This window comes from Roseovarius sp. PS-C2, assembly GCF_018862045.1.
Lineage (GTDB): Bacteria > Pseudomonadota > Alphaproteobacteria > Rhodobacterales > Rhodobacteraceae > Roseovarius.
On record NZ_JAHKSQ010000001.1, the window covers coordinates 630,030 to 653,666 of the forward strand.

The 23,637-nt window shown below is 60.5% G+C and carries 17 protein-coding genes; 2 read left to right on the forward strand and 15 right to left on the reverse strand.

The window, feature by feature from the left end:
- Positions 1-18 precede the first annotated feature (18 nt).
- Positions 19-1,797 (reverse strand): aspartate--tRNA ligase, encoded by a 1,779-nt coding sequence (gene aspS / locus KPG71_RS03080; RefSeq protein ID WP_216336647.1) that lies wholly within the window; start codon positions 1,795-1,797, stop codon positions 19-21.
- 254 nt (positions 1,798-2,051) lie between these two features.
- On the opposite strand from aspS, the gene KPG71_RS03085 reads away from it, so the two are divergent.
- Positions 2,052-3,284 (forward strand): cyclopropane-fatty-acyl-phospholipid synthase family protein, encoded by a 1,233-nt coding sequence (locus KPG71_RS03085; RefSeq protein ID WP_216336648.1) that lies wholly within the window; start codon positions 2,052-2,054, stop codon positions 3,282-3,284.
- Between the two features lie 7 nt (positions 3,285-3,291).
- Here the strand turns inward: KPG71_RS03085 and KPG71_RS03090 are convergent, their stop codons facing one another.
- Positions 3,292-4,419 (reverse strand): aminodeoxychorismate synthase component I, encoded by a 1,128-nt coding sequence (locus KPG71_RS03090; RefSeq protein ID WP_216336649.1) that lies wholly within the window; start codon positions 4,417-4,419, stop codon positions 3,292-3,294.
- Positions 4,420-4,605: 186 nt separating this feature from the next.
- Between KPG71_RS03090 and carB the strand changes: the two genes are divergently transcribed.
- A complete protein-coding gene (carB, locus tag KPG71_RS03095) occupies positions 4,606-7,902 on the forward strand; it encodes a carbamoyl-phosphate synthase large subunit (protein WP_216336650.1) in 3,297 nt (1,098 codons plus the stop codon).
- A gap of 454 nt (positions 7,903-8,356) precedes the next feature.
- Here carB and KPG71_RS03100 read toward each other — a convergent pair whose 3' ends face one another.
- The 13 genes from KPG71_RS03100 to secY all read right to left on the reverse strand — a co-directional run bounded on the left by KPG71_RS03100 (position 8,357) and on the right by secY (position 23,588).
- Positions 8,357-10,048, reverse strand: a complete 1,692-nt coding sequence (locus KPG71_RS03100; protein ID WP_216336651.1) for an ABC transporter ATP-binding protein — start codon at positions 10,046-10,048, stop codon at positions 8,357-8,359.
- 1 nt (position 10,049) lies between these two features.
- Entirely contained in the window at positions 10,050-11,114 is a 1,065-nt protein-coding gene (locus KPG71_RS03105) for an ABC transporter permease (protein ID WP_216336652.1), read from the reverse strand.
- 13 nt (positions 11,115-11,127) lie between these two features.
- On the reverse strand, positions 11,128-12,084 hold the full coding sequence (locus tag KPG71_RS03110; RefSeq protein ID WP_216336653.1) for an ABC transporter permease: 957 nt from the start codon (positions 12,082-12,084) through the stop codon (positions 11,128-11,130).
- A 209-nt stretch (positions 12,085-12,293) separates the two neighbouring features.
- Positions 12,294-13,904 carry an ABC transporter substrate-binding protein gene (locus tag KPG71_RS03115; protein ID WP_216336654.1) on the reverse strand — a complete coding sequence of 537 codons (1,611 nt, stop codon included), beginning with the start codon at positions 13,902-13,904 and terminating at the stop codon, positions 12,294-12,296.
- Between the two features lie 207 nt (positions 13,905-14,111).
- Positions 14,112-15,722, reverse strand: a complete 1,611-nt coding sequence (locus tag KPG71_RS03120; RefSeq protein ID WP_216336655.1) for an ABC transporter substrate-binding protein — start codon at positions 15,720-15,722, stop codon at positions 14,112-14,114.
- A gap of 297 nt (positions 15,723-16,019) precedes the next feature.
- Entirely contained in the window at positions 16,020-17,333 is a 1,314-nt protein-coding gene (locus KPG71_RS03125; RefSeq protein WP_216336656.1) for a replication-associated recombination protein A, read from the reverse strand.
- 3 nt (positions 17,334-17,336) lie between these two features.
- A complete protein-coding gene (locus KPG71_RS03130; RefSeq protein WP_216336657.1) occupies positions 17,337-18,716 on the reverse strand; it encodes a trypsin-like peptidase domain-containing protein in 1,380 nt (459 codons plus the stop codon).
- A gap of 159 nt (positions 18,717-18,875) precedes the next feature.
- On the reverse strand, positions 18,876-19,301 hold the full coding sequence (rplQ, locus tag KPG71_RS03135; RefSeq protein ID WP_216336658.1) for a 50S ribosomal protein L17: 426 nt from the start codon (positions 19,299-19,301) through the stop codon (positions 18,876-18,878).
- 182 nt (positions 19,302-19,483) lie between these two features.
- Positions 19,484-20,500 (reverse strand): DNA-directed RNA polymerase subunit alpha, encoded by a 1,017-nt coding sequence (locus KPG71_RS03140; RefSeq protein ID WP_216336659.1) that lies wholly within the window; start codon positions 20,498-20,500, stop codon positions 19,484-19,486.
- A 110-nt stretch (positions 20,501-20,610) separates the two neighbouring features.
- On the reverse strand, positions 20,611-21,000 hold the full coding sequence (gene rpsK, locus KPG71_RS03145; protein ID WP_073033583.1) for a 30S ribosomal protein S11: 390 nt from the start codon (positions 20,998-21,000) through the stop codon (positions 20,611-20,613).
- A gap of 15 nt (positions 21,001-21,015) precedes the next feature.
- Positions 21,016-21,384, reverse strand: coding sequence for a 30S ribosomal protein S13 (gene rpsM, locus KPG71_RS03150; RefSeq protein WP_073033585.1), 369 nt, complete (start codon positions 21,382-21,384; stop codon positions 21,016-21,018).
- A 192-nt stretch (positions 21,385-21,576) separates the two neighbouring features.
- Entirely contained in the window at positions 21,577-22,221 is a 645-nt protein-coding gene (locus KPG71_RS03155) for an adenylate kinase (RefSeq protein WP_216336660.1), read from the reverse strand.
- A complete protein-coding gene (gene secY / locus KPG71_RS03160) occupies positions 22,218-23,588 on the reverse strand; it encodes a preprotein translocase subunit SecY (RefSeq protein WP_216336661.1) in 1,371 nt (456 codons plus the stop codon). The genes KPG71_RS03155 and secY overlap by 4 nt, the downstream gene beginning before the upstream one ends.
- Positions 23,589-23,637 lie beyond the last annotated feature (49 nt).

Consider the following 23,637-nt stretch of genomic DNA (forward strand, 5'->3'; position numbering starts at 1 on the left):
ATGCGCCCCTGATCATGATCAGTCCTGCTGTTCGATGACCCGCAGGCTGAGATCCATCAACTGGTCGCTGGTGGGCTCGGAGGGGGCATTCATCATCAGGTCTTCGGCCCGCTGGTTCATCGGGAACATGATGACTTCGCGGATATTGATTTCATCGGCCAGCAGCATCACGATCCGGTCGATCCCTGCAGCGCAGCCGCCGTGGGGCGGTGCACCATACTGGAATGCGTTGACCAGACCGCCAAAGCGTTTGTGCACCTCGGCCTCGTCGTAACCGGCCAGTTCGAACGCCTTGATCATGATGTCCAGCTTGTGATTCCGGATCGCGCCCGAAACCAGCTCATACCCATTGCAGGCAAGGTCATACTGGAAACCCAGAACGTCGAGCGGATCGCCGTTCAGCGCGTCGCGCCCGCCCTGGGGCATCGAGAACGGGTTGTGCGAGAAGTCAACCGCGCCGGTTTCGTCGTCTTTCTCGTACATCGGGAAATCGACGACCCAGCAGAAGGCGAAGCGGTCTTTTTCCGTCAGGCCCAGTTCCTCGCCGATGACGTTGCGGGCACGACCGGCCACCGCCTCGAAGGACGAGGGCTTGCCGCCAAGGAAAAATGCGGCGTCGCCCTTGCCGAGGCCAAGTTGCAGGCGAATGGCTTCGGTACGTTCGGGGCCGATATTCTTGGCAAGGGGGCCAGCGGCCTCCACCCCGTTTTCACCATCGCGCCAGAAGATATAGCCCATGCCCGGCAATCCCTCTTTCTGGGCATAGGCGTTCATGCGGTCGCAGAACTTGCGGCTTCCGCCGGTGGGCGCGGGGATGGCGCGGATTTCGGTGCCGTCCTGCTCCAGCAGCTTGGCGAAGATGGCAAAGCCAGATCCGCGGAAATGCTCGGATACGTCCTGCATCTTGATCGGGTTGCGCAGGTCGGGCTTGTCGCTGCCGTACCACAGCGCCGCGTCACGATAGGAAATATGCGGCCAGTGCTTGTCGACCTTGTGGCCACCGCCGAACTCCTCGAACACGCCTTCGATTACCGGCTGGATGGTGTCGAACACGTCCTGTTGTTCGACAAAGCTCATTTCCAAGTCGAGCTGATAGAAATCGGTGGGCGAGCGATCGGCGCGCGGGTCTTCGTCGCGGAAGCACGGCGCGATCTGGAAATACTTGTCGAAACCCGACACCATGATCAGCTGCTTGAACAGTTGCGGGGCCTGCGGCAAGGCGTAGAACTTGCCGGGATGCAGGCGCGAGGGCACCAGAAAATCGCGCGCGCCCTCGGGCGAGGATGCGGTGATGATCGGCGTCTGGTATTCGCGGAACCCGTTATCCCACATGCGGCGGCGGATCGAGGCGATCACGTCCGAGCGCAAGGTCATGTTGCGCTGCATCTCTTCGCGGCGCAGATCGAGGTAACGATAGCGCAGGCGGGTTTCCTCGGGGTACTCCTGATCGCCGAAAACCATCAGGGGCAGTTCATTTGCACTGCCCAGAACCTCGATATCGCGGATGAACACCTCGATCTCGCCGGTGGGGATCTTGGGATTGATCAGGCTGTCGGCACGCGCCTTCACGTTGCCGTCGATACGGATGCACCATTCCGAACGGACCTGTTCCACCTCGGCAAAGACCGGGCTGTCGGGATCGCACAGAACCTGGGTGATGCCATAGTGGTCGCGCAGGTCGATGAACAAAACCCCGCCGTGATCCCGGATGCGATGCACCCAGCCGGACAGGCGAACGGAGTCGCCCACGTTGGATTTGTCGAGTTCGGCGCAGGTATGGCTGCGATATGCGTGCATGACGTCCTCTCTGGCCCCGGTGGGCTGCGTGGCTTGGTTCGGGCCGATACACCTTGGCAGAAGACCAAAGTCAAGGGGCGGGCGGGCGCGCATCCGGCCTGAGGCAGCTAAAATCGTTTGCAGACAGGGTTTTCTTGGGCAAAAATATGGACATCGGGCAGAAAAGCCGGGGAAACCCGGCCGACCGTCGGCAGGTTTCGTATCTCCGTATGACCGCGTCAGGTGCTGGCGCATTTGCATGGGGGTGAAACAAAATGTGGACGAAAGCACTGGACAGGCTGCTGGAGCACCTGTTCCAAAGCGGTGATCTGAAGATCGTGTTTCCCGACGGGACAGCACGGCGATATGGCGATGGAACCGGGCAATCCGTGTCTGTTGCGCTGCTCGATGACAGCCTGCCCCGCCGGATCACCCTGTCGCCCGACATGGCTGTTGGCGAAGCCTATATGGATGGCCGGCTAACCATCGAGGACGACGACCTCTATGGTTTTTTGACGCTCGCCATTCGCAACATCGCTGCCAGCGGGCAACCGTGGTTCCGCAAGCCGCTGGTCATGGGCCGCCACCTGCTGCGCCGCCTGGATCAGTTCAACCCGATGAGCCGCGCGCAAGCCAACGTCGCGCATCACTATGACCTGTCCGGCGAGTTGTACGACCTGTTTCTGGACAGTGATCGGCAATACTCCTGCGCCTATTTCCGAAATCCCGACATGACGCTCGAACAGGCGCAAGTGGCCAAGAAACACCACATCGCCGGCAAGCTGCTGATCGAACCGGGCATGCGGGTTCTGGATATCGGCTGTGGCTGGGGCGGTATGGGGCTTACGCTTGCGCGCGACTATGGGGCCGAGGTTCTGGGCGTGACCCTGTCGAAGGAACAGCATGCCATGGCCAATGCCCGCGCCGAAAAGGCGGGGTTGGCGGATCGCGCAAAGTTCGAATTGCTGGACTATCGCAAGGTCGAAGGACAGTTCGACAGGATCGTTTCGGTCGGCATGTTCGAACATGTGGGCATTCCGCATTACACTGAGTATTTCCGCAACGTGTCGGAGCGTCTGGCCCCCGATGGCGTCGCCCTGATTCACACCATCGGACGGGCCGAGCCACCGGGCACGACCAGCCCCTGGATCACCAAGTATATCTTTCCCGGCGGCTATGTTCCGTCGATGTCCGAAGCCCTGAAAGCCATCGAGAAACAGCCGCTGTATACGACGGACGTGGAAATCTGGAGGCTGCATTACGCGGAAACCCTGCGCCATTGGTATGACCGCTTCACCGCCAACCTCGACAAGGCGCGCGCACTCTATGACGAACGGTTCTGCCGGATGTGGCGCTACTATCTCGTTGCCTGCGAACTGACGTTCCGCCTGAACCGGCAGGTGGTATTCCAGTTTCAGCTTTCACCCAAGCAGGATGCGGTGCCGTTGACGCGTGATTACCTGTACCCGGACAATGAGAAAGACTCGCTGCGGCACGCGGCTGAGTGAGTGCCCTTCAACCCCGCCCCGACACAAGACGGCTGGCGAAACGGGCTTTCCACAGCGCCTCTTCGTATTCCGAAGCGGCGGTGCTGTCATAGACCACGCCCCCTCCCACGTTCAGCGTTGCGCATTCGTCCTCCAGCAGCAGCGTACGAATGGCCACGTTGAATTCCGAACGCCCGTCCGGCGCGGCCCATCCGATGGACCCACAATAGATGTCGCGCGGGGACGGTTCCAGTTCGGCCAGGATTTCCATGGCGCGCAATTTCGGCGCGCCGGTGATCGACCCACAGGGAAATAGCGCGCGGAAAATATCGGACAGGCCCCTATCTGACTGCATCTGCCCGACAACCAGCGAGGTCATCTGATGCACGGTCTCATAGCTTTCGACCTTGAACAGTTCAGGCACACGCACGCTACCGGGGGTACAAATCCGGCTGATATCGTTGCGCAACAGATCGACGATCATCAGGTTTTCGGCGCGGTTCTTTTCGTCCGTGGCCAGAAAGGTGCGGTACTGGGCATCCTCGGCCGGATCGTCGCTGCGCGGCTGCGTGCCCTTCATGGGCCGCGTTTCGATCCTCCCCTGAGCATCGGTGCGAAAGAACAGTTCGGGTGAGCGTGACAGGATCGCTGGCAGGCCTTCTGCCTCGATCAATGCGCCGAAACGCACGGGCTGAACCCTGCTGAGCGCGGCATAGAGCGCCTGCGCCCCGCCCCTGGCGCGCATACGCAGCGGGAATGTCAGGTTGGCCTGATAGATATCCCCCGCCCCGATATAGTCATGCACGGTCTGAAAGGCGGCGGCGTAGTCCTGTTCGCTCCAGTCCGGGAGAAGGTCGTTCAGGGTCACGTCCGTCAACGGTAGATCGTCTGCCTCGTTCGGTGGTGTGTCATAGACCCCAAAGCGCAACAGTGGCAGGCGGCGCCCCTTGGGCATCAACGCCTCGAGACGCGGCTCCAGCGCATAGCCAAGTTCATAACTTGCGAACCCGGCCAGCCACTTCCCCGCATCGCGCGCCGCATTCAGGGCCAGCAACGCGGCAGGCACATCCGCGATCCGGGACGCCTCGATGATCTGCCGCGGGCGGGCGAAGACCGCCGCATTCCCATCCGGTCCATGATCAAAGCGAATCTGCACTGTGTCTTTCCTCGGGCTCTGGTGGCGGGTATGTAGAGCCTACAGGTGGAAAACACACCCTCAAAAGCGGCCTTTCGACCTTGTTTTGCGATCCCCCTTGCAAGCGGTCGCGTGATGGATATAACGCCAACAATTTGCGCACGCCCCATTGTGGCGGTGCGCCCGCTCAGCTGCCCGAGGATCAACATGCCGAAAAGAACTGACATCTCGTCCATCATGATCATCGGGGCGGGCCCGATCATTATCGGCCAGGCCTGCGAATTCGACTATTCCGGCGCACAAGCCTGCAAGGCCCTGCGCGAAGAAGGCTACCGGGTGATCCTGGTCAATTCCAACCCCGCAACGATCATGACCGACCCAGGATTGGCCGACGCCACCTATATCGAGCCGATCACCCCCGAAGTCGTGGCCAAGATCATCGAAAAGGAACGCCCCGACGCGCTCCTGCCCACGATGGGCGGGCAGACCGGGCTGAACACCGCACTGGCAGTTGCGGATATGGGCGTGCTGGACAAGTTCGGCGTCGAACTGATCGGCGCCAACCGCGAGGCCATCGAAATGGCCGAGGACCGCAAGCTGTTTCGCGAAGCGATGGACCGGCTGGGCATCGAAAACCCGCGTGCCACCATCGCCAACAACATAGACGAATGCATGGCCGCGCTCGAAGACATCGGCCTGCCCGCTATCATCCGCCCCGCCTTTACCCTTGGCGGCACCGGGGGCGGCGTGGCCTATAACCGCGACGATTACGAACATTACTGCAAGACCGGACTGGATGCTTCGCCTGTCAGCCAGATCCTGATCGACGAATCCCTTCTGGGCTGGAAGGAATACGAAATGGAGGTCGTCCGCGACAAGGCGGACAATGCGATCATCGTGTGTTCCATCGAGAACGTCGATCCGATGGGTGTGCATACCGGCGATTCGATCACCGTGGCCCCCGCCCTGACGCTGACCGACAAGGAATACCAGATCATGCGCAACGGCAGCATCGCCGTTCTGCGCGAGATCGGTGTCGAAACCGGCGGGTCCAATGTGCAATGGGCAATCAACCCCGAAAATGGCCGCATGGTGGTGATCGAGATGAACCCGCGCGTGTCGCGCTCGTCCGCGCTCGCCTCCAAGGCCACCGGCTTTCCGATTGCCAAAATCGCCGCGAAACTTGCCGTGGGTTATACGCTCGACGAGCTGGACAACGATATCACCAAGGTCACACCGGCCAGTTTCGAGCCGACCATCGACTATGTGGTCACCAAGATACCGCGCTTCGCCTTCGAAAAGTTCCCCGGCTCGCAACCCAACCTGACCACCGCCATGAAATCCGTGGGCGAGGCGATGGCGATCGGCCGCACGATCCACGAATCTCTGCAAAAGGCCCTGACTAGCATGGAAACGGGGCTGAGCGGTTTCGACGAGGTTGCTATCGAGGGCGCACCGGACAAGGCCGCCGTCATCAAGGCAATCAGCCAGCAAACCCCGGATCGCATGCGCACCATCGCGCAGGCCATGCGCGAAGGCCTGAGCGACGATGAAATTCAGGCCGCTACAGCCTTTGACCCGTGGTTTCTGGCTCGCATCCGCGAAATCGTCGAGGCCGAGGCCGACATCCGCGAAACCGGCCTGCCGCGGGACGAAGAAGGCCTGCGCCGTCTGAAAATGATGGGCTTCAGCGATGCGCGTCTGGCCAAGCTGACCGGCGTTACCGAGGCCGACGTCCGCATCCGGCGCGTGGCCGCCGGTGTGACCGCCGTATTCAAGCGCATCGACACCTGCGCCGCCGAGTTCGAGGCGCAAACGCCCTATATGTATTCCACCTACGAGGCCCCGATGATGGGCGAGGTGGAATGCGAGGCGCGTCCCTCGGATCGCAAGAAGGTGGTCATTCTGGGTGGCGGCCCCAACCGGATCGGCCAGGGGATCGAGTTCGACTATTGCTGCTGTCACGCCTGTTTCGCGCTGAGCGACGCGGGGTACGAAACGATCATGGTCAACTGCAACCCGGAAACGGTTTCGACCGACTATGACACGAGCGACAGGCTGTATTTCGAACCGTTGACGTTCGAGCATGTGATGGAAATCCTGCGGGTCGAGCAAGAGAACGGCACCCTGCATGGTGTGATCGTGCAATTCGGCGGCCAGACCCCGCTGAAACTGGCCAACGCGCTCGAAGCCGAGGGTATTCCGATCCTGGGCACCACTCCGGACGCTATCGACCTGGCCGAAGACCGTGAGCGTTTTCAGGCGCTGGTCAACCAGTTGAAGCTGAAGCAGCCCAAGAACGGCATCGCCAGTACCGACGCTCAGGCGCTTGAAATTGCTGAAAGTATCGGGTTCCCGCTGGTCATCCGCCCGTCTTATGTTCTGGGGGGGCGCGCGATGGAAATCGTGCGCGACATGGCCCATCTGGAACGCTACATCGCCGAGGCGGTAGTCGTTTCGGGTGACAGTCCGGTGTTGCTGGACAGCTACCTTTCAGGCGCTATCGAATGCGACGTGGATGCCCTGTGCGACGGCGAAACCGTGCATGTCGCGGGGATCATGCAGCATATCGAGGAGGCTGGCGTTCACTCGGGCGACAGCGCCTGTTCCCTGCCCCCATATTCCCTAAAATCCGACACCATCGCCGAAATCAAACGCCAGACCGAGGCACTGGCCCTTGCACTGAACGTGCGCGGGTTGATGAACGTGCAGTTCGCCGTGAAGGACGACGAGATTTACCTGATCGAGGTGAATCCCCGCGCCAGCCGGACGGTTCCCTTCGTGGCCAAGGCGACGGATTCGGCCATTGCCTCGATCGCCGCGCGCCTGATGGCCGGTGAGCCGATGGCGAACTTCCCGCATCGCGGCCCCTATCCGGCCGACGCCAAGCCCGGCACATTGCCGATGGCCGATCAGATGACGCTGGCCGATCCGGCGATGCCCTGGTTCTCGGTCAAGGAAGCGGTCTTGCCCTTTGCCCGCTTCCCCGGCGTGGACACCATCCTCGGCCCCGAGATGCGATCGACCGGCGAGGTGATGGGGTGGGACGTGTCCTTCCCGCGGGCCTTCCTCAAGGCGCAATTGGGGGCTGGCAGCGATCTGCCGTCGGGTGGCAAGGTGTTCTTTTCGATCAAGGATGCGGACAAGACTCCACAACTGGTGGACACAGCGCGCCTGCTTGTCGATATGGGCTTCGAACTGGTCGCGACACGCGGCACCGGCGGTTTCCTGGCCGAGCATGACATCGCCTGCGAGATGGTGAACAAGGTTTATGAGGGGCGCCCCAATATCGTTGATATGCTCAAGGATGGTCAGATCGCGCTGGTCATGAACACCACCGAAGGCACACAAGCGGTAGAAGACAGCCGCGAGATTCGTTCGGTGGCGCTGTATGACCGCATACCCTATTTCACCACCGCCGCCGGTGCTCACGCCGCAGCACAGGCGATCAAAGCCCGCGATGAAGGTGAGTTGACGGTCATGCCACTGCAAGGAATTGCTTGAGGCCGACCTAACGCAACATTCAAGCCTTTGATATTTTTGGATTAACCTCCAAAAACATCGCTCAACGCGAAATCCATGCTGTGGCCGGCAAGCTGCCATGCATAAACCGCATGGATTTTAGAGAAGTTTTTGATTGCAAGGTGCGATTTTTCGACTATGTGCGGGATATGGACGTGAGACACGCCCGACTCAACCGCAACCTCGATTAATCAGGAGGCCGACATGACCCGCGACGAACTGAACCGCGAATTGCGTATGCACAGTGCTTCCTGGCCGGCGGTACTCATCGTGTACGGCATCATCGTGGCGACGATGGTGTTCAGCGCGATGTCCATCACCTGATCCAGGGCATGTATTGACCGGCGCCTTTTTGCGGCTCCGGGCACGCATTTCAGAATAGATACGGCGGATGGCATTCCCTCCATCCGCCGTTTTCCTTTGTGACTGGCAGCCCTCAGATATTCGTGCCCTGCACCTTGGCATCGTCGGGGTCGATATCGGACGATGCTGCCTCACCCACGTTGTCGACGCCGCGCTCTTCCAGAAGGGTCGTCAGCCATTCGGGGTCCATCTCGGGAACCGAACTGAGCAACAGATCCGTATAGGGGTGATGCGGAGGCTTGAACATTTCGTCCTTTGGTCCCTGCTCGACCACCTTACCGTGCTGCATGACCACCACCTCGTCAGCTATGGAACGCACCGTCGCCAGATCGTGGGTGATGAACATGTAGGCCAGGTTCAATTCTTTTTGCAGCCGATCCAGCAGGCGCAGGATACCCTCTGCCACCAGCTGATCGAGGGCCGATGTCACCTCGTCACAGATGATGAAAGTCGGGTTCGCCGCCAAAGCCCGTGCAATACCGATCCGCTGTTTTTGCCCACCGGACAGCTCGGGCGGATAGCGGTTGTAGAACTTGGATGGGTCCAGTTCGATCAGGTCCAGCAATTCGTCGACGCGACTTTTCAGCTCGCTTCCTCGTAAGCCCTGATAGAACGCCGCCGGGCGCCCAATGATCTCTGAAATCCGCACCTTGGGATTCAGTGCCGTATCGGCCATCTGATAGATCATCTGACACTGGCGCAACTGATCCTTGGTTCGGTTCCGATAATCGGGCGGGAAAGGTTCGCCCTTGAACAGGACCTCGCCCTTGCTCGGTGGCAACAACCCGGTGATCACCCGTGCCGTTGTCGATTTACCAGAGCCGGATTCCCCCACGACGGCGACGGTCATGCCCTCGTAGACATCGAAACTGACATCATCGAGAACTTTCGCGCCTCCCGTATAGGACGCATCGACATTGCGCACCGAAATCAAAGGCACGCCATCCTTGGGCCGGCTTTTCTGAGGCCGCTTGAAGCTCCGGACAGCCCAGAGGCTTTTGGTATAGTCCTCCTGCGGGTTGTCCAGCATCTCCTTTGTCGTGGCCTCTTCGACCTCTTCGCCCTTGAGCAGCACCTTGATCGTGTCCGCCATCTGGGCCACGACCGCAAGGTCATGGGTGATATAGATCGCCGCCGTATTGAACTGATCTACGATATCGCGGATCGCGGCCAGCACTTCGATCTGGGTGGTCACGTCGAGGGCGGTCGTGGGTTCATCAAAGATGATCAGGTCAGGACGGCACGACATGGCCATAGCCGTCATCGCGCGCTGCAACTGCCCGCCCGACACCTGGTGCGGATAGCGAAACCCGATTTCCTCGGGGTTCGGCAGGCGCAGGCGATTATACAGGTCAATCGCGTCCTCCTGGGCCTCCAACCGCTTTTTCAGCCGATACTGAAGAGGTGCCTCGGTGTGCTGGTCGATGATCTTGTGCGCCGGATTGAACGAGGCCGCCGCCGACTGCGCCACATAGGCGATGCGGTTGCCGCGCAGGCTGCGCTTTTCCGACTCGGTCGCGGTTGTCAGTTCCATGCCATCGAACTCGATGGAGCCGCCCGAGATCCGCGTGCCGTCGCGGGCATACCCCATGGCGGCAGCGCCGATGGTGGATTTGCCCGCCCCCGATTCACCGATCAGCCCCAGAACCTCGCCCCGATGGAGGGTCAGATCGACACCCTTGATGATGTCGACCCATTGTTCATCGGAATAGCCCTGAATTTGCAGATCCTTGATCTCGAGCAGGACTTCTCTTGATTTTACCATCTTATTTCTCCTTCAGGCCCGAGGAACGGAACAGCATCCAGTCCACCACAAAATTGACCGAGACCGTCAACAGAGCAATGGCCGCCGCCGGGATCAGTGGCGTGATGTCACCGAACGAGATCAAGGTTGCGTTTTCCCGCACCATCGATCCCCAGTCTGCCGTGGGCGGCTGGATACCGAGGCCCAGAAAGGACAGGCCAGCAACCAGCAGGAACACGAAGCAGAACTCCAACCCGAATTCCGCAACCAGAGGCGCGGTCGAATTGGGCAGGATTTCCCGGCGGATCAGGTACCATGTGCCTTCGCCACGCAGCTTGGCCGCTTCGATATAGTCCATGACCACCACGTTTCCGGCCACGGCACGCGTCAAGCGGAAGACCCGCGGCGCATAGATCACGGCAACGGCAATGATGATCACATGGATATGCGGCCCGAAGATCGACAGCATCAACAACGCGAAGATCAGCGATGGGATCGACATGATCACATCTGCAAAGCGCCCCATGAACTGATCGAACCAGCCCCCTTTTGTCGCGGCCAGAAGGCCCGCCAGAGCCCCCAGAACGAAAGCCGCGACCGTGGCCGCCAGGGCCAGGCCCACCGAGTTGCGCGTGCCATAAATGATCCGGCTGAAGATATCGCGACCCAACTGATCTGCCCCAAGCAGCATGTTTTCATCCGCCGGCGCAAAGGCCGACGCGATCACCTCGGCCTCGCCGTGCGGGGCGATCCACGGGGCAAAAATCCCCGCGATGGCATAGGTGAAAATGATGAACATGCCGAACGCGGCAGTAAGCGGGGCAGTGCGCAATTCCTTGGCCATCTCATGCGATGCGAGGATGATCAGGAATTCGCGGAACGCGTAGGAAACCATACCCGCCAGAGCCAGCAATCCCGCCCCGATGGCAACGGCCCGAAGTGTCCCTGTTCCGCCGACGATGCCCAGAATGAAGGACACCAGCGTCAGAGAGAACAGCAACAGGAACCATGTGCGCTTGTTGAAATAGGCCGCCAGACACGAGGCGATCAGGAGAAGGGTATAGTAGACGATTACGAAAAGGTTCATTGATCTGCCCCCCTCACTTAGGATGCCGCAGGCGCGGATTGGTCAGGATGGCTCCGACATCTGCCGCAAGGTTCAGCAGGATGAAGGTCGCCGCGAAGATCAGACAGCACGCCTGTACCACGGGGAAGTCACGCTTGGACACTGCATCGACCAGTGCCTGGCCGATCCCCGGATAGACGAACACCACCTCGACCAGAACAACACCGGTAATCAGGTAGGCAAGGTTCAGCGCCACGACGTTGATGATCGGGGCCCATGCGTTCGGCAAGGCGTGCTTGACGATCACTTTCCACGGCGGCGCGCCTTTCAGGCGCGCCATTTCGATATAGGGCGATGCCAGCAGGTTGATGATTGCCGCCCGTGTCATACGCATCATGTGCGCTGTCACCACCAGAACCAGCGTCAGGGCCGGCAGGAATGTGCGATAGAGAAGGTCTCCAAGACTCATCCCCTCGCTCAGGCTGGAGATAGCGGGAAACATGCCCCACTTGACCGAGAAGTAGAGGATCAGGATATACCCGAGAAAGAACTCGGGAGACGAGATCGAGGTCAGCGTCAGCACATTGGCCACCCTGTCGAACACCGAGTTGCGCAACAGCGCGACGATGACGCCAAGGACAATCGCGAACGGCACGGCGATCACTGCGGCATAGGCCGCCAGGAACAGCGTATTCATGAACCGTTCGCCAATCAGCGTGGTCACACGTTCCCCGGTCACCACCGAATTGCCGAAATCAAATGTCACAGCGCCGCTCAACCATTCGAGATAGCGCACGATCGCCGGTTTGTTCAGGCCCATCTGCTCACGCAATGCGGCAAGGTTTTCTTCGGTCGCGCCCTGACCCAGAACCGCCTGAGCGATATCGCCAGGCAGCAATTCGACCATGAAAAAGATAATGATCGAGATCACGAAAAGAATGATCAGTCCGAGACCGAGCCGTCTTCCTATCAGCCCTAGAATGTCTCCCATCTGTCCCTCCTGCTGTTGTGCCTGCGTCTTGGGAACTTCGGATTCCCGGCGCATGGCCGAACAGATTAGTTCTTGTTTCCCTGCCCCGGTGTTGATCTGCGTTTACTTTGTCCGGGGCGGTTTTTGGCCGGATGAGCGAGGCTGGGAAACCTCTGACACATCCGGCAGCGAGCAGGCCCGGCGCGTTTCACGCCGGGCCGTCCTGTCGTTTAGCTGCCGAACCACCAACGGCTGCACGCGCGCGCGCCATCCATCTGCCAACTCGGGGCCAGATCGGGGCCGTGCTGCACATTCTTGCGGCGGGCATAGACGAAGTTCGAGAAGAACGGGATCAGCGTGCCGCCATCGTCACGGGCCAGCATCGCCATTTCACGATACATCTCGCCACGAAGGTCATTGTCCAGCTCACCCTTTGCCTGAAGCAACAGTTCGTTGAACCGTTCGTTCTGCCAGTGGCTTTCGTTCCAGGCCGCGTCGTCCTTGTAAGCCAGCGAGTACATCACGTCCGGCGTCGGACGCGCGCCCCACTGCACCACGCACCACGGGTCTTTCAGCCACACATCCGAATAGTACCCGTCGCTTGGCGAACGATTGACCTTTATGTCGATCCCGGATGCCTTGGCCTGCTCGGAGAACAGAACGCACATGTCGACCGCCCCCGAGAAGACCGAGTCGGCCACCTTGAGTTCGACAGACAGCCCCTCGGCACCGGCCTTTTTCAGCAATGACTTGGCCTGATCGGGATCGTACTCGCGCTGCGGAATATCCTCGGGCCAGTAAGGCATCGCAGGTGAGTGATGGAAATCATTGCCCATCGTCGCAGTGTTGAACGTGATTTTCTCGATCACTTCCTGACGGTTCATGGACAACTTGATGGCATTGCGCACATCGGCATTATCGAACGGCGCCTGATCGCAGAACATCGGCATCGTGATCGCCGCCGCCGACGGTACGTTGTCGATCTCGATATTCGGATCGCGCTGCAACAGGGCCAATGTCTTGAGCTCGATCTGCGTGATGCCATCGACATCGCCGGTCACGAGCGCGGTCTGACGCGCATTCGGATCGTTGAGAACGGTAATCGTGACCTCGTCGAAATACGCACCCTCCAGGTGCCAGTCGTCGTGGCGTACCAGATGGTAATTCACACCGAACTCGGTTTCGACCAGCTTGTACGGGCCACACCCGTCGCCTGACTGCCAGTTCAGCGTGCCATCGTCGTTGGCAGGGCAGACGGCAAAATGGTAGTCCGTCATCAGCCACGGCAGATCGGCATTCCCCGAGCCCAGCTTGATGGTGATCGAATGATCGCCGTTATCGGTAATGTCCTCGACATCCGTCAAAAGCGCTTTCGCCGCCGACGTGGAGCTTTCACCCCGGTGATGGTTCAGCGACGCGACGACATCCGCGGCGGTTACCTTTTTACCGCTGTGGAACGTCGCCCGGTCGTTCAGCTTGAACGTCCACTCCTTGGCATCCGGCGTGGCCGACCATTCAGACGCGACATCCGGCCCCAGAGAGCCATCGGACTCGATCAGGGTCAGATAGCTGCGGAACGTATGGATCAGCATGATCGTCGAATAGGTCACGTAAGTGCCCGGATCATGGCTGTCTGACGTATTGCCGTCATGTGCCCCAAGGCGGAAATGACCGCCCTGCGTGGGGGCGGCATTGGCTTGTGTGGTCCAAAGGCCCGTTGCCGCCGAGGCCGACAGACCTGCCGCCATCGAATAATTCATGAAGGACCGGCGCGATACCTTTCCCTCACGGGCGGCATCAGCTAGCCGATCAATAAGGCTCTGATCTTTTACGGTTTTCATATCGTCTCCCTAGGTGGTTTCAGAGCGCCCCGTTCACGCAGCGCAAGGATACGGCGGCAAGGCGCATTTATTTGCTTTTTTCTTGCCCGTCATACAGCGGGCCAACTGGTTACTTTCTCCTGGTCGTGCCCCCTTGTTCTTTGCTTCATACCTGCAGAAGGGAAAGGTCCGGCGCCCTGCCGGCGCCGGACCTGAATTATTTCGCGATCAGCTTGCGAACCACCAACGGCTGGGTGCCCGCGCGCCATCCAGTTCCCAACTGGCGGCCAGACTATCGCCGCGCATCACGTTGCTGCGGCGCGCGTAGACGAAGTTGTTGAACATCGGAATGATCGTGCCGCCATCATCGCGGGCCAGCATGGCCATCTCGCGATACATTTCCGTCCGCAGATCGTTATCCAGCTCGGACTTGGCCTGAAGCAGCAGTTCGTTGAACCGCTCATTCTGCCAGCGGCTTTCATTCCATGCCGCGTCGGATTTGTAAGCCAGCGTATACATCACATCAGGCGTCGGACGCGCGCCCCAGGATACGGCGCAGAACGGCTTTTTCAGCCAGACATCCGAATAATAGCCATCGTTCGGCTCACGCACGACCTTCACGTTGATCCCTGCCGCCTTGGCTTGCTCGGCATAAAGCACACACATATCCACCGCGCCCGAAAACAGGCTGTCAGCCGTGGAAATGTTGACGGTAATCCCCTCGGCACCGGCCTTCTTCAGAAGCGACTTGGCCTGATCCGGGTCATACTCCCGCTGCGGGATATCCTCGGGCCAGTAGGGTTGCGCCGGCGAATGATGGAAATCGTTGCCTTTGGTCGCGGCGCCGAAAGCGATTTTCTCGATGATCTCATCGCGGTTCATCGACAGTTTCAGCGCATTCCGGACATCGACATTATCGAATGGCGCGGTATCGCAGAACATCGGCATGGTGATCGCCGCCGCCGACGGAACGTTCTCGATCTCGATATTCGGGTCCCGCTGCAGCAGGGCAGATGTCTTGAGGTCGATCAGCGACACCGCATCCACATCTCCCGTCACCAGCGCGGTCTGGCGCGCATTCGGATCGTTGAGGACCAGCATTTCAAGCGCGTCGAAATAGGCCCCTTCCAGATGCCACCCGTCATGACGGCTCAGCGAGAAGCCAACACCCCATTCGCCCTTGTCGATCTTGTAGGGGCCCGAACCATCGCCGGATTTCCAGTTTGCGGTGCCATCCTCGTTGGCCGGACAAACGGCAAGGTGGTAGTCGGTCATCAGCCACGGCAGGTCGGCGATACCACTTTCCAGCGTGACGACCACCGTATGATCGCCGTCGGCTGAAATATCGGTCACCGACGCCAGCAATGCCTTGGCCGCGGATGTCGACTTTTCACCGCGATGGTGGTTCAACGATGCAATGACGTCTGCAGACGTCACAGGCTTGCCACTGTGGAACATGGCATTCGGATTGATCTCGAACGTCCAGACCGAGGCGTCTTCATTGGCCGACCAGCTGCTGGCCAGGTCCGGCCCCAGGGAACCGTCGGATTCGATCTGCGTCAGGTAGCTGCGGTACTGGTGAGCCAGGTAAATCTGCTGACGCGACACATATTGCCCCGGATCGTGCGTGTCCGACGAATTGCCGTCATGTACACCGAAACGGAACGTGCCACCACGCTGAGGCGCCGCATTGGCCGCGCTCCCCCAAAGGCCGGTCGCCGCCGATGCGGTTACCCCTGCGGCCATCGAAAAATGCATGAAGGAACGCCGGGAAATGCGCCCTTCATGAGCGGCATCCGCCAGGCGGCCCATAAATGGCTGATCACTAATGTGTTTCATTTTTTCTCCCTGAATTTGCCGGGTTAGGGCCGGTCTGTGCTGCTGTATCATACAGCTTCACTCCGGATTGAGATATCAGGTAGCCCAATAACGACATGTATCAAACAAAACACGAAATCCGCCCTGCTTCTACCCTCTAGTTGCCGGTTTCAAATTTTTTTTATGTTTATCCGATAGATAAAGAAACTATGCAGCATGGTACGCTGGCGAAATCCGAACTTCAGTGCAAGTGACTATTCCAAAAGCGACATCAAGCCGCCCTGATCGAAAGATCATTCCCGATGGCTTGCCTGAATTTCAGCTCGATTCCCGGCGCGTCCGAAGGCGGGAAAAGTAATCGAGACGCTTCTTCAATTCGCGCTCGAAGCCACGCTCGACAGGCTGATAAAGAACAGGCCGTTTCACCCCTTCCGGAAAGTAATTCTGGCCCGAAAAACCATCTTCGGCATCGTGGTCATAGGCATAGCCTGCGCCATACCCCTGCTCTTTCATCAGCGTCGTCGGCGCGTTCAGAATATGCCGGGGCGGCGGCTCGCTTCCGGTCTTCTTCGCCTCGCGCATTGCCGCCTTGTAGGCCGCATAGCCGGCATTCGATTTGGGGGCGAGCGCAAGGTAGATCACCGCCTGCGCCAAGGCCAGCTCGCCTTCGGGGCTTCCGAGGCGTTCGTAGGTTTCCCAGGCATGCAGGCAAATGGTTTGCGCGTGGCTGTCGGCAAGCCCAATATCCTCGACCGCCATGCGCGTGATACGCCGCGCCAGATAACGCGGGTCTTCTCCCCCGGCCAGCATCCGCGCATACCAGTACAAGGCTGCATCCGGGTCCGAGCCGCGCACCGATTTATGCAGGGCCGAAATCAGATTGTAATGCTCATCCCCGCCCTTGTCGTATTTTGCCGCCCGCCGCATCAGCCGCGCCCCAAGGGCCTGTGCATCCAGTTTGCCGTCCACCTTCCAGGCGGTGACCTGTTCGATCAGGTTCAACAATGCACGTCCGTCGCCATCGGCCATTTCCAACAGCGCCTCACGCGCCGGACCGTCCAGTGGCAACGGCTTGCCCAACTCCCCCTCGGCGCGCTGCGCCAGCCGCTCCAGATCGGCCAGGCTCAACCGTTCCAGCACCAGCACCTGCGCGCGGCTCAGAAGGGCGGCGTTCAACTCGAAACTCGGGTTTTCCGTGGTTGCCCCCACCAAAAGGATCGTTCCGTCCTCCATATGGGGCAGGAAACTGTCCTGCTGGGCCTTGTTGAAGCGATGGATCTCATCCACGAACAGCAACGTCCCCTGCCCGTTCGCGCGGCGATGTCGGGCCTCCTCGAACACCTTTTTCAATTCGGCAACGCCACTGAAAATGGCGCTGATCTGTACGAAATGCAGATCGGTTTCGTCGGCCAGAAGCCGGGCGATGGTGGTCTTGCCCACCCCCGGCGGCCCCCAGAACACCAGTGACGACAGGCTCCCCGAACCGAGCATGACGCCAAGCGGGGCCTCGGCCCCGAGCACCTGTTCCTGTCCGATGACATCGGACAGGCTGCGCGGGCGCAAGCGGTCTGCCAGCGGGCGGGGGGCGCTGTCAGGAGGCGTTTCGCCGGGTGTGTCGAACAGATCGGCCATGGATTACAGCCTGAACCGCATGACCAAACGCTGCCCTGCGCGTTGTATCTCGAGGGTCAGCCACCCTTCGGCCCCGGACAGAAGCGCCTGCGCCACATCGGTATCGGAACACTCCGCCCCGTTGATCGTTCGCAGAATGTCGCCCGGACGCAGCCCGACGCGCGCGCCGATCTGGCCCGGATCGTCCACCACGACACCCTTGGCGGCGAGCGGCAGGTCGTGTTCCGCCACGACCACCGGATTGATGGTCGAGAGCGTCATTCCCGGTATGGCCGATCTGCGGGCGGTTTCGACCTGTGCCCGTGGCGGATCGTTCGGCGGGGCGGTCAGGGCCAGAGTGAAGTCCTCGGCCTGCCCGTCGCGAATACGCGTGATGGTGGTCTCGGCTCCCAGACCCGCCACCGACATCCGAAAAATCATTTCCGCAGGGGTATTTACCGGCTGGCCGTCCACCGCGGTGATCACGTCGCCCGCAGCCACCCCCGCCGCAGCGAAGCCGCTTTGCGGATGCACCTCGGAAATCACCAGCCCGCCGGGCCGGTCCAACCCCAGCCCTTCGGCCATGTCCGCCGTGACGGGCTGCCCCCCCAGACCAGCCCAGGGCCGTTGAAATTCGGTCTCGCCCGCGCGGGCCTGCGCGACGAATTGCGCCACAAGGGCGGATGGGATGGCAAAGCCGATTCCATTGGACCCTCCCGATCTGCTGAGGATTTGCGTATTTATTCCAATGAGTTGACCATTCACATCCACCAGTGCCCCGCCCGAGTTTCCGGGATTGATCGGCGCGTCGGTCTGAATGAAATACCCCCGCCCGTTGCCGGTGGCGGTGCCAGACCGCGCCAGCCCCGAGACGATACCGCTGCTGACGGTCTGGCCCACACCGAACGGGTTGCCGATGGCCAGCACCAGTTCGCCCACCTCGACGCTGTCGCTGTTGCGCAGGGGCAGTGCGGGCATGTCGGGGGAGTTTTCCAGCTGAAGAATGGCCAGATCGCTTTCTTCGTCGGACAGGAGGACGCTTGCGGAGAACTCGCGCCGGTCGTTCAGGACCACGCGGATGTCCGTTGCCTCGCCCACAACGTGGTAATTGGACACGACAATTCCGTCCGCCGACAGGATGACACCGGAGCCGAGCGAGTTCTGAACACGTTGTTGGGGAACATCGAAGTTCCTGAAAAGGTTCTGAAAAAACGGATCACGGCTGAACGGGCTGGAGCGCACGTTGACGATCCGGCGCGCGTAGATGTTGACCACGGCCGGAGCGGTGCGCTTGACCACAGGCGCGAACCCGAGGGAAATTTCGGCCTGGCTGGTCGGCACGCGGGTTTCGGCCCGGACGGGGCCGGCAAGGCAGATCAGAACAATGCAAAGCGCCCGGATCACGTGTCTTCCTCCAAACCTGTGTGCCTGAAACATATGCGAAGAGGGGCCGGGCAATGCAACCGCCGTGTTCTCTTCGAGGGGAAAATCGGCGTCCCGAAAGGCAAAGGCCCCCGCCGATCCGGCGAGGGCCTTGAAAAGAAACCGTTTGGTTTCAGTGCTTTATTCTTCGTCTGCGGTCGCTTCTTCGGCTGCGACGCGCGCGCGGTCAGCGGCGCCTTTGGCATCGACGTCGCGATCGACGAATTCGATGATGGCCATCGGGGCCATGTCGCCATAGCGGAAGCCGGCCTTGAGGACGCGGACGTAACCGCCCTGGCGGTCCTTGTAGCGCGGGCCTAGAACGTCGAACAGTTTCGCGACGTATTGGTCCTGCTTGAGCTGGGCCGCGGCCTGACGGCGTGCGTGCATATCCCCACGTTTTCCGAGGGTTACCAGCTTTTCGATGATACGGCGCAGTTCCTTGGCCTTGGGCAAGGTCGTCTTGATCTGCTCATGCTCGATCAGCGAACCGGCCATGTTGGCCCACAGGGCCTTGCGGTGTTCGTGGGTGCGGTTGAGGCGGCGGTAGCCTTTTGCGTGACGCATTTTTCAGTCTCCTAAACGTGTTTTGCTTTGTCTGGCCGGCGATGCGTGTCACCGACTCTCCTTGGGGCGGATGCCCGAGCGAGTTTCGTACGTTTCGTACAAGGTGTACGCGGGTTTTGTACGAAACCCGGTGGTGTCACCGGGCGGTGTGTCCATCAGGGACGCATCGCCCGGCAAAAACCTCAGAACTGGTCTTCGTATTTCTTGGCCAGGTCTTCGATATTGTCGGGCGGCCAGTCCTCGACATCCATGCCGAGGTGCAGGCCCATGCCCGACAGAACTTCTTTGATCTCGTTGAGCGACTTGCGGCCGAAGTTCGGCGTGCGCAGCATTTCCGCTTCGGTCTTCTGGATGAGATCGCCGATGTAAACGATGTTGTCGTTCTTGAGGCAGTTCGCGGAGCGCACCGACAGTTCCAGCTCGTCCACTTTCTTGAGCAGGAGCGGGTTGAACTCCAGCCCCTCGTCCTCGGACTCGCGACCAGCGGATTCGGGCTCTTCGAAGTTGACGAAGATCGACAGTTGATCCTGAAGAATACGCGCGGCGAAGGCCACGGCATCGTCCGGGGTGATCGAGCCGTCGGTTTCGACCTTCATGGTCAGCTTGTCGTAATCCAGCACCTGGCCCTCACGGGTGGGCTGCACATCGTAGCTGACTTTCTTGACCGGCGAATAGATGGCGTCGATCGGGATCAGGCCGATGGGCGCATCTTCGGGCTTGTTCTTGTCGGCGGCGACATAGCCCTTGCCGGTGTTGACGGTCAGTTCCATGAACAGGTCCGCGCCTTCGTCGAGGTGACAGATGACGTGTTCCTTGTTCAGGATCTCGATGCCTGCGCTGTCCGAAATGTCGCCAGCGGTGACGACTGCGGGACCCTTGACCGAAATCGACAGGCGCTTGGGCCCTTCGACTTCCATGCGCAGGGCGACGCCCTTGAGGTTCAGCACGATGTCGGTGACATCTTCGCGCACACCGGCAACCGAGCTGAATTCATGCAGCACGTTGTCGATCTGAACGCTGGTGATGGCCGCGCCCTGAAGCGAGGACAACAGAACGCGGCGCAGCGCGTTGCCAAGTGTCAGGCCAAAGCCACGCTCCAGCGGCTCGGCGATGACGGTCGCCTGACGCAGCGGGTCATTGCCCGGCTTGACGTCGAGCTGAGTCGGCTTGATCAGTTCTGCCCAATTCTTATGGATCATGCGGTCCCTCCATTCCTGTCCCGGCTCCATGTCCAAAAGCACGGGACGCCCGAGGTTCAAATGACGGAGTGGGGCCGCGACAAAGGCGCAGCCCCACCCATTTAAATTGCTTAGACCCGGCGGCGTTTCGGCGGGCGGCAGCCGTTGTGAGCGATCGGCGTCACGTCACGGATCGACGTGATGTTGAAGCCCACGGCAGCCAGCGCGCGCAGCGCCGATTCACGGCCCGAACCGGGGCCCTGAACTTCGACTTCAAGGGTCTTCATGCCGTGTTCCTGAGCCTTGCGGCCCGCATCCTCGGCGGCCATCTGGGCGGCGTAGGGGGTCGACTTGCGCGAGCCCTTGAAGCCCATGGTGCCAGCCGACGACCACGAGATCGCATTGCCCTGAACGTCGGAGATCAGGATCTTGGTGTTGTTGAACGAAGAGTTCACATGAGCAACGCCGGTGGCGATGTTCTTGGAAACTTTTTTCTTGGTGCGACGGGTATCACGTGCCATTGGTTCAGCCCTCCCTTACTTCTTCTTGCCGGCGATGGGTTTCGCCGGGCCCTTGCGGGTGCGGGCATTGGTGTGCGTGCGCTGACCGCGAACCGGCAGGTTGCGGCGGTGACGCAGGCCGCGGTAGCAACCGAGGTCCATCAGGCGCTTGATGTTCATCTGCGTTTCACGGCGCAGGTCGCCTTCGACGGTGTAGTTGGCGTCGATATGTTCGCGCAGCGCCAGAGCTTCGGCATCCGAAAGCTCGTTGATGCGGCGGGTCTGGTCGATGCCGGTTGCTTCGCAGATGGCTTTGGCCGAGGAATGGCCGATACCGGTGATGTAGGTGAGGGCGATAGGCACCCGCTTGGAAGTCGGGAGGTTAACGCCGGCGATACGTGCCACGTGTCATGTCCTTTCGTTGCGGTTCCGTAGTTCCAGAACCTTTTTTCACAACGTAAGCCCGAGGCAGGATGCATCGGGCCGCAGCTGAATTCAGGTGATTGGCCCTTGCCGGGCCAGCCCCACGTCAGAATCAATTCCGCGTGGGATGGTGCTGGTTAGGGGCAATTTCGGGGGGCGTCAACCCCCCTGCCCTCATTTGTCCAGCGCGCCCGCGATTGCGGCCTTGACCTCGTCGATCTCGCCCAGGCCGTTGATGGAGCTGAGCTGGCCCTTGGCGTAGTAATATCCGATCAGCGGCGAGGTCTTCTTGTAGTATTCCATCAGCCGTTGCTTGAGGCTTTCCTCGTTGTCGTCGGCGCGGCGCTTGAATTCGGTGCCGCCGCATTTGACGCATTTGCCATCCGCCGGGATCGGCTTGGTGATGTCGTTATAGACCTCACCGCAATTGGCGCAGGTCGAGCGCGCGGTGATGCGGCTGACCAGGGCCTCGTCGTCCACCTGCATTTCGATCACGGCATCGAGGGTTTCGCCCTGTTCCTCCAGCAGCGCAGCCAGCGCGTCGGCCTGCGGCAGCGTGCGCGGAAACCCGTCGAAGATGAAACCGCCCTTCTTGTCGCCTTGCAGCTTTTCGCGGATCAGGCCGATCACGATCTCGTCGGTGACGAGTTCGCCGCGGGCCATGACCTCGGCCACCTTGTTGCCCATCTCGGTGCCGCTGTCCTTGGCTTCGCGCAGCATGTCGCCGGTCGAAAGCTGGATCATGTCACGGCCCTCGACGAGGATGTGAGCCTGAGTTCCCTTGCCGGCGCCCGGCGGTCCAAGAAGGATGATATTCATTTGCGGCCTGTCCCTTTCCTGCGAGCGCGCTTCTTGCCTTTGCCCTTGCCGCTCAGCTGCGATTTCTCGATCAGCCCTTCGTATTGATGGGCCAGCAGGTGGCTTTGGACCTGCTGGATCGTGTCCATCGTCACCGAGACCACGATCAGAACAGATGTGCCGCCGAAATAGAAGGGGATGGCGAACTGACTGCGCAGAATTTCCGGCAGCAGGCAAACCAGAGCGAGATAGGCCGAGCCGAGCACCAGAATGCGCGTCACGACATAGTCGAGATATTCGGCGGTTTTCTTGCCCGGACGCACGCCGGGAACGAAACCGTTCTGGTTCTTCAGATTGTCGGCCACCTCGTCGGTCTTGAAGGCGACGTTGTAGGTGTAGAAATACGCGAAGAACACGATCATCGCTGTGAAGAACAACAGGTACAGCGGCTGTCCGGGGCCGAAATAGGCCATGATCGTGGACATGACCGGGCTGGTCTGGTTGCCCGAGAAGGTGCTGATCGTGGTGGGCAGCAGCAGAAGCGAGCTGGCGAAGATGGCCGGGATCACGCCTGCGGGGTTCACCTTGACCGGCAGGTGCGAGGAGCCGCCGTCATAGACCTTCATGCCGACCTGGCGGCGCGGGTACTGGATGTGGATCTTGCGTAGCGAGCGTTCCATGAACACCACGAAGGCGATCACGGCGACGACCATGATGATCACGCCGACGATCACCGCCGGGCTGATCGCGCCCGAGCGGCCCTGGCTGAAGAACTGTGCGAGGGCGGCGGGAACCTCGGCGATGATGCCGACGAAGATGATCAGCGAAATGCCGTTGCCCACGCCGCGCGCGGTGATCTGCTCGCCCAGCCACATCAGGAACATCGTGCCGCCGACGAGGGTGATCATGCAGCTTGCGATGAAGAAGAAACCGGGGTTGGTGACCAGATCGCCCGATTGCAGGCTGACGGCCAGGCCGTAGGATTGCAGCGTCGCCAGCCCCACCGTGCCGTAGCGGGTGTACTGGTTGATCTTCTTGCGGCCCTGTTCGCCCTCTTTCTTGAGCTGCTCCAGCGCGGGCACCATGGCCGCCAGAAGCTGCACGATGATCGAGGCCGAGATATAGGGCATAATCCCGAGCGCGAAGATGCCCATGCGGCCAAGGGCGCCGCCGGTGAACATCGACAGCATCCCGCCGATCGACGCGGCCGCGCCTTCCATGAATTCACGCAGCTCGGCACCGTCGATCCCCGGCACCGGGATATAGGTGCCAAGGCGGTAGACGATCAGGAGCGCCAGGGTGAAGAAGATGCGTTTGCGAAGATCAGTGGCCTTGCCAAGCGCCGACCAGCTGGTGTTGGCGGCCATTTGTTCTGCTGCAGATACCATGCGCGGTCTCTTTCAAGTGACAACGCCGCCACAAGCCGTTTTCCGGCCC

Coding starts and splice junctions, on each gene's coding strand:
- aspS (WP_216336647.1), bottom strand. CDS start 1,797: ATGCACGCATATCGCAGCCATACCTGCGCCGAACTCGACAAATCCAAC.
- KPG71_RS03085 (WP_216336648.1), top strand. CDS start 2,052: ATGTGGACGAAAGCACTGGACAGGCTGCTGGAGCACCTGTTCCAAAGC.
- carB (WP_216336650.1), top strand. CDS start 4,606: ATGCCGAAAAGAACTGACATCTCGTCCATCATGATCATCGGGGCGGGC.
- KPG71_RS03100 (WP_216336651.1), bottom strand. CDS start 10,048: ATGGTAAAATCAAGAGAAGTCCTGCTCGAGATCAAGGATCTGCAAATT.
- KPG71_RS03105 (WP_216336652.1), bottom strand. CDS start 11,114: ATGAACCTTTTCGTAATCGTCTACTATACCCTTCTCCTGATCGCCTCG.
- KPG71_RS03110 (WP_216336653.1), bottom strand. CDS start 12,084: ATGGGAGACATTCTAGGGCTGATAGGAAGACGGCTCGGTCTCGGACTG.
- KPG71_RS03115 (WP_216336654.1), bottom strand. CDS start 13,904: ATGAAAACCGTAAAAGATCAGAGCCTTATTGATCGGCTAGCTGATGCC.
- KPG71_RS03120 (WP_216336655.1), bottom strand. CDS start 15,722: ATGAAACACATTAGTGATCAGCCATTTATGGGCCGCCTGGCGGATGCC.
- KPG71_RS03125 (WP_216336656.1), bottom strand. CDS start 17,333: ATGGCCGATCTGTTCGACACACCCGGCGAAACGCCTCCTGACAGCGCC.
- rplQ (WP_216336658.1), bottom strand. CDS start 19,301: ATGCGTCACGCAAAAGGCTACCGCCGCCTCAACCGCACCCACGAACAC.
- KPG71_RS03140 (WP_216336659.1), bottom strand. CDS start 20,500: ATGATCCATAAGAATTGGGCAGAACTGATCAAGCCGACTCAGCTCGAC.
- rpsK (WP_073033583.1), bottom strand. CDS start 21,000: ATGGCACGTGATACCCGTCGCACCAAGAAAAAAGTTTCCAAGAACATC.
- KPG71_RS03155 (WP_216336660.1), bottom strand. CDS start 22,221: ATGAATATCATCCTTCTTGGACCGCCGGGCGCCGGCAAGGGAACTCAG.
- secY (WP_216336661.1), bottom strand. CDS start 23,588: ATGGTATCTGCAGCAGAACAAATGGCCGCCAACACCAGCTGGTCGGCG.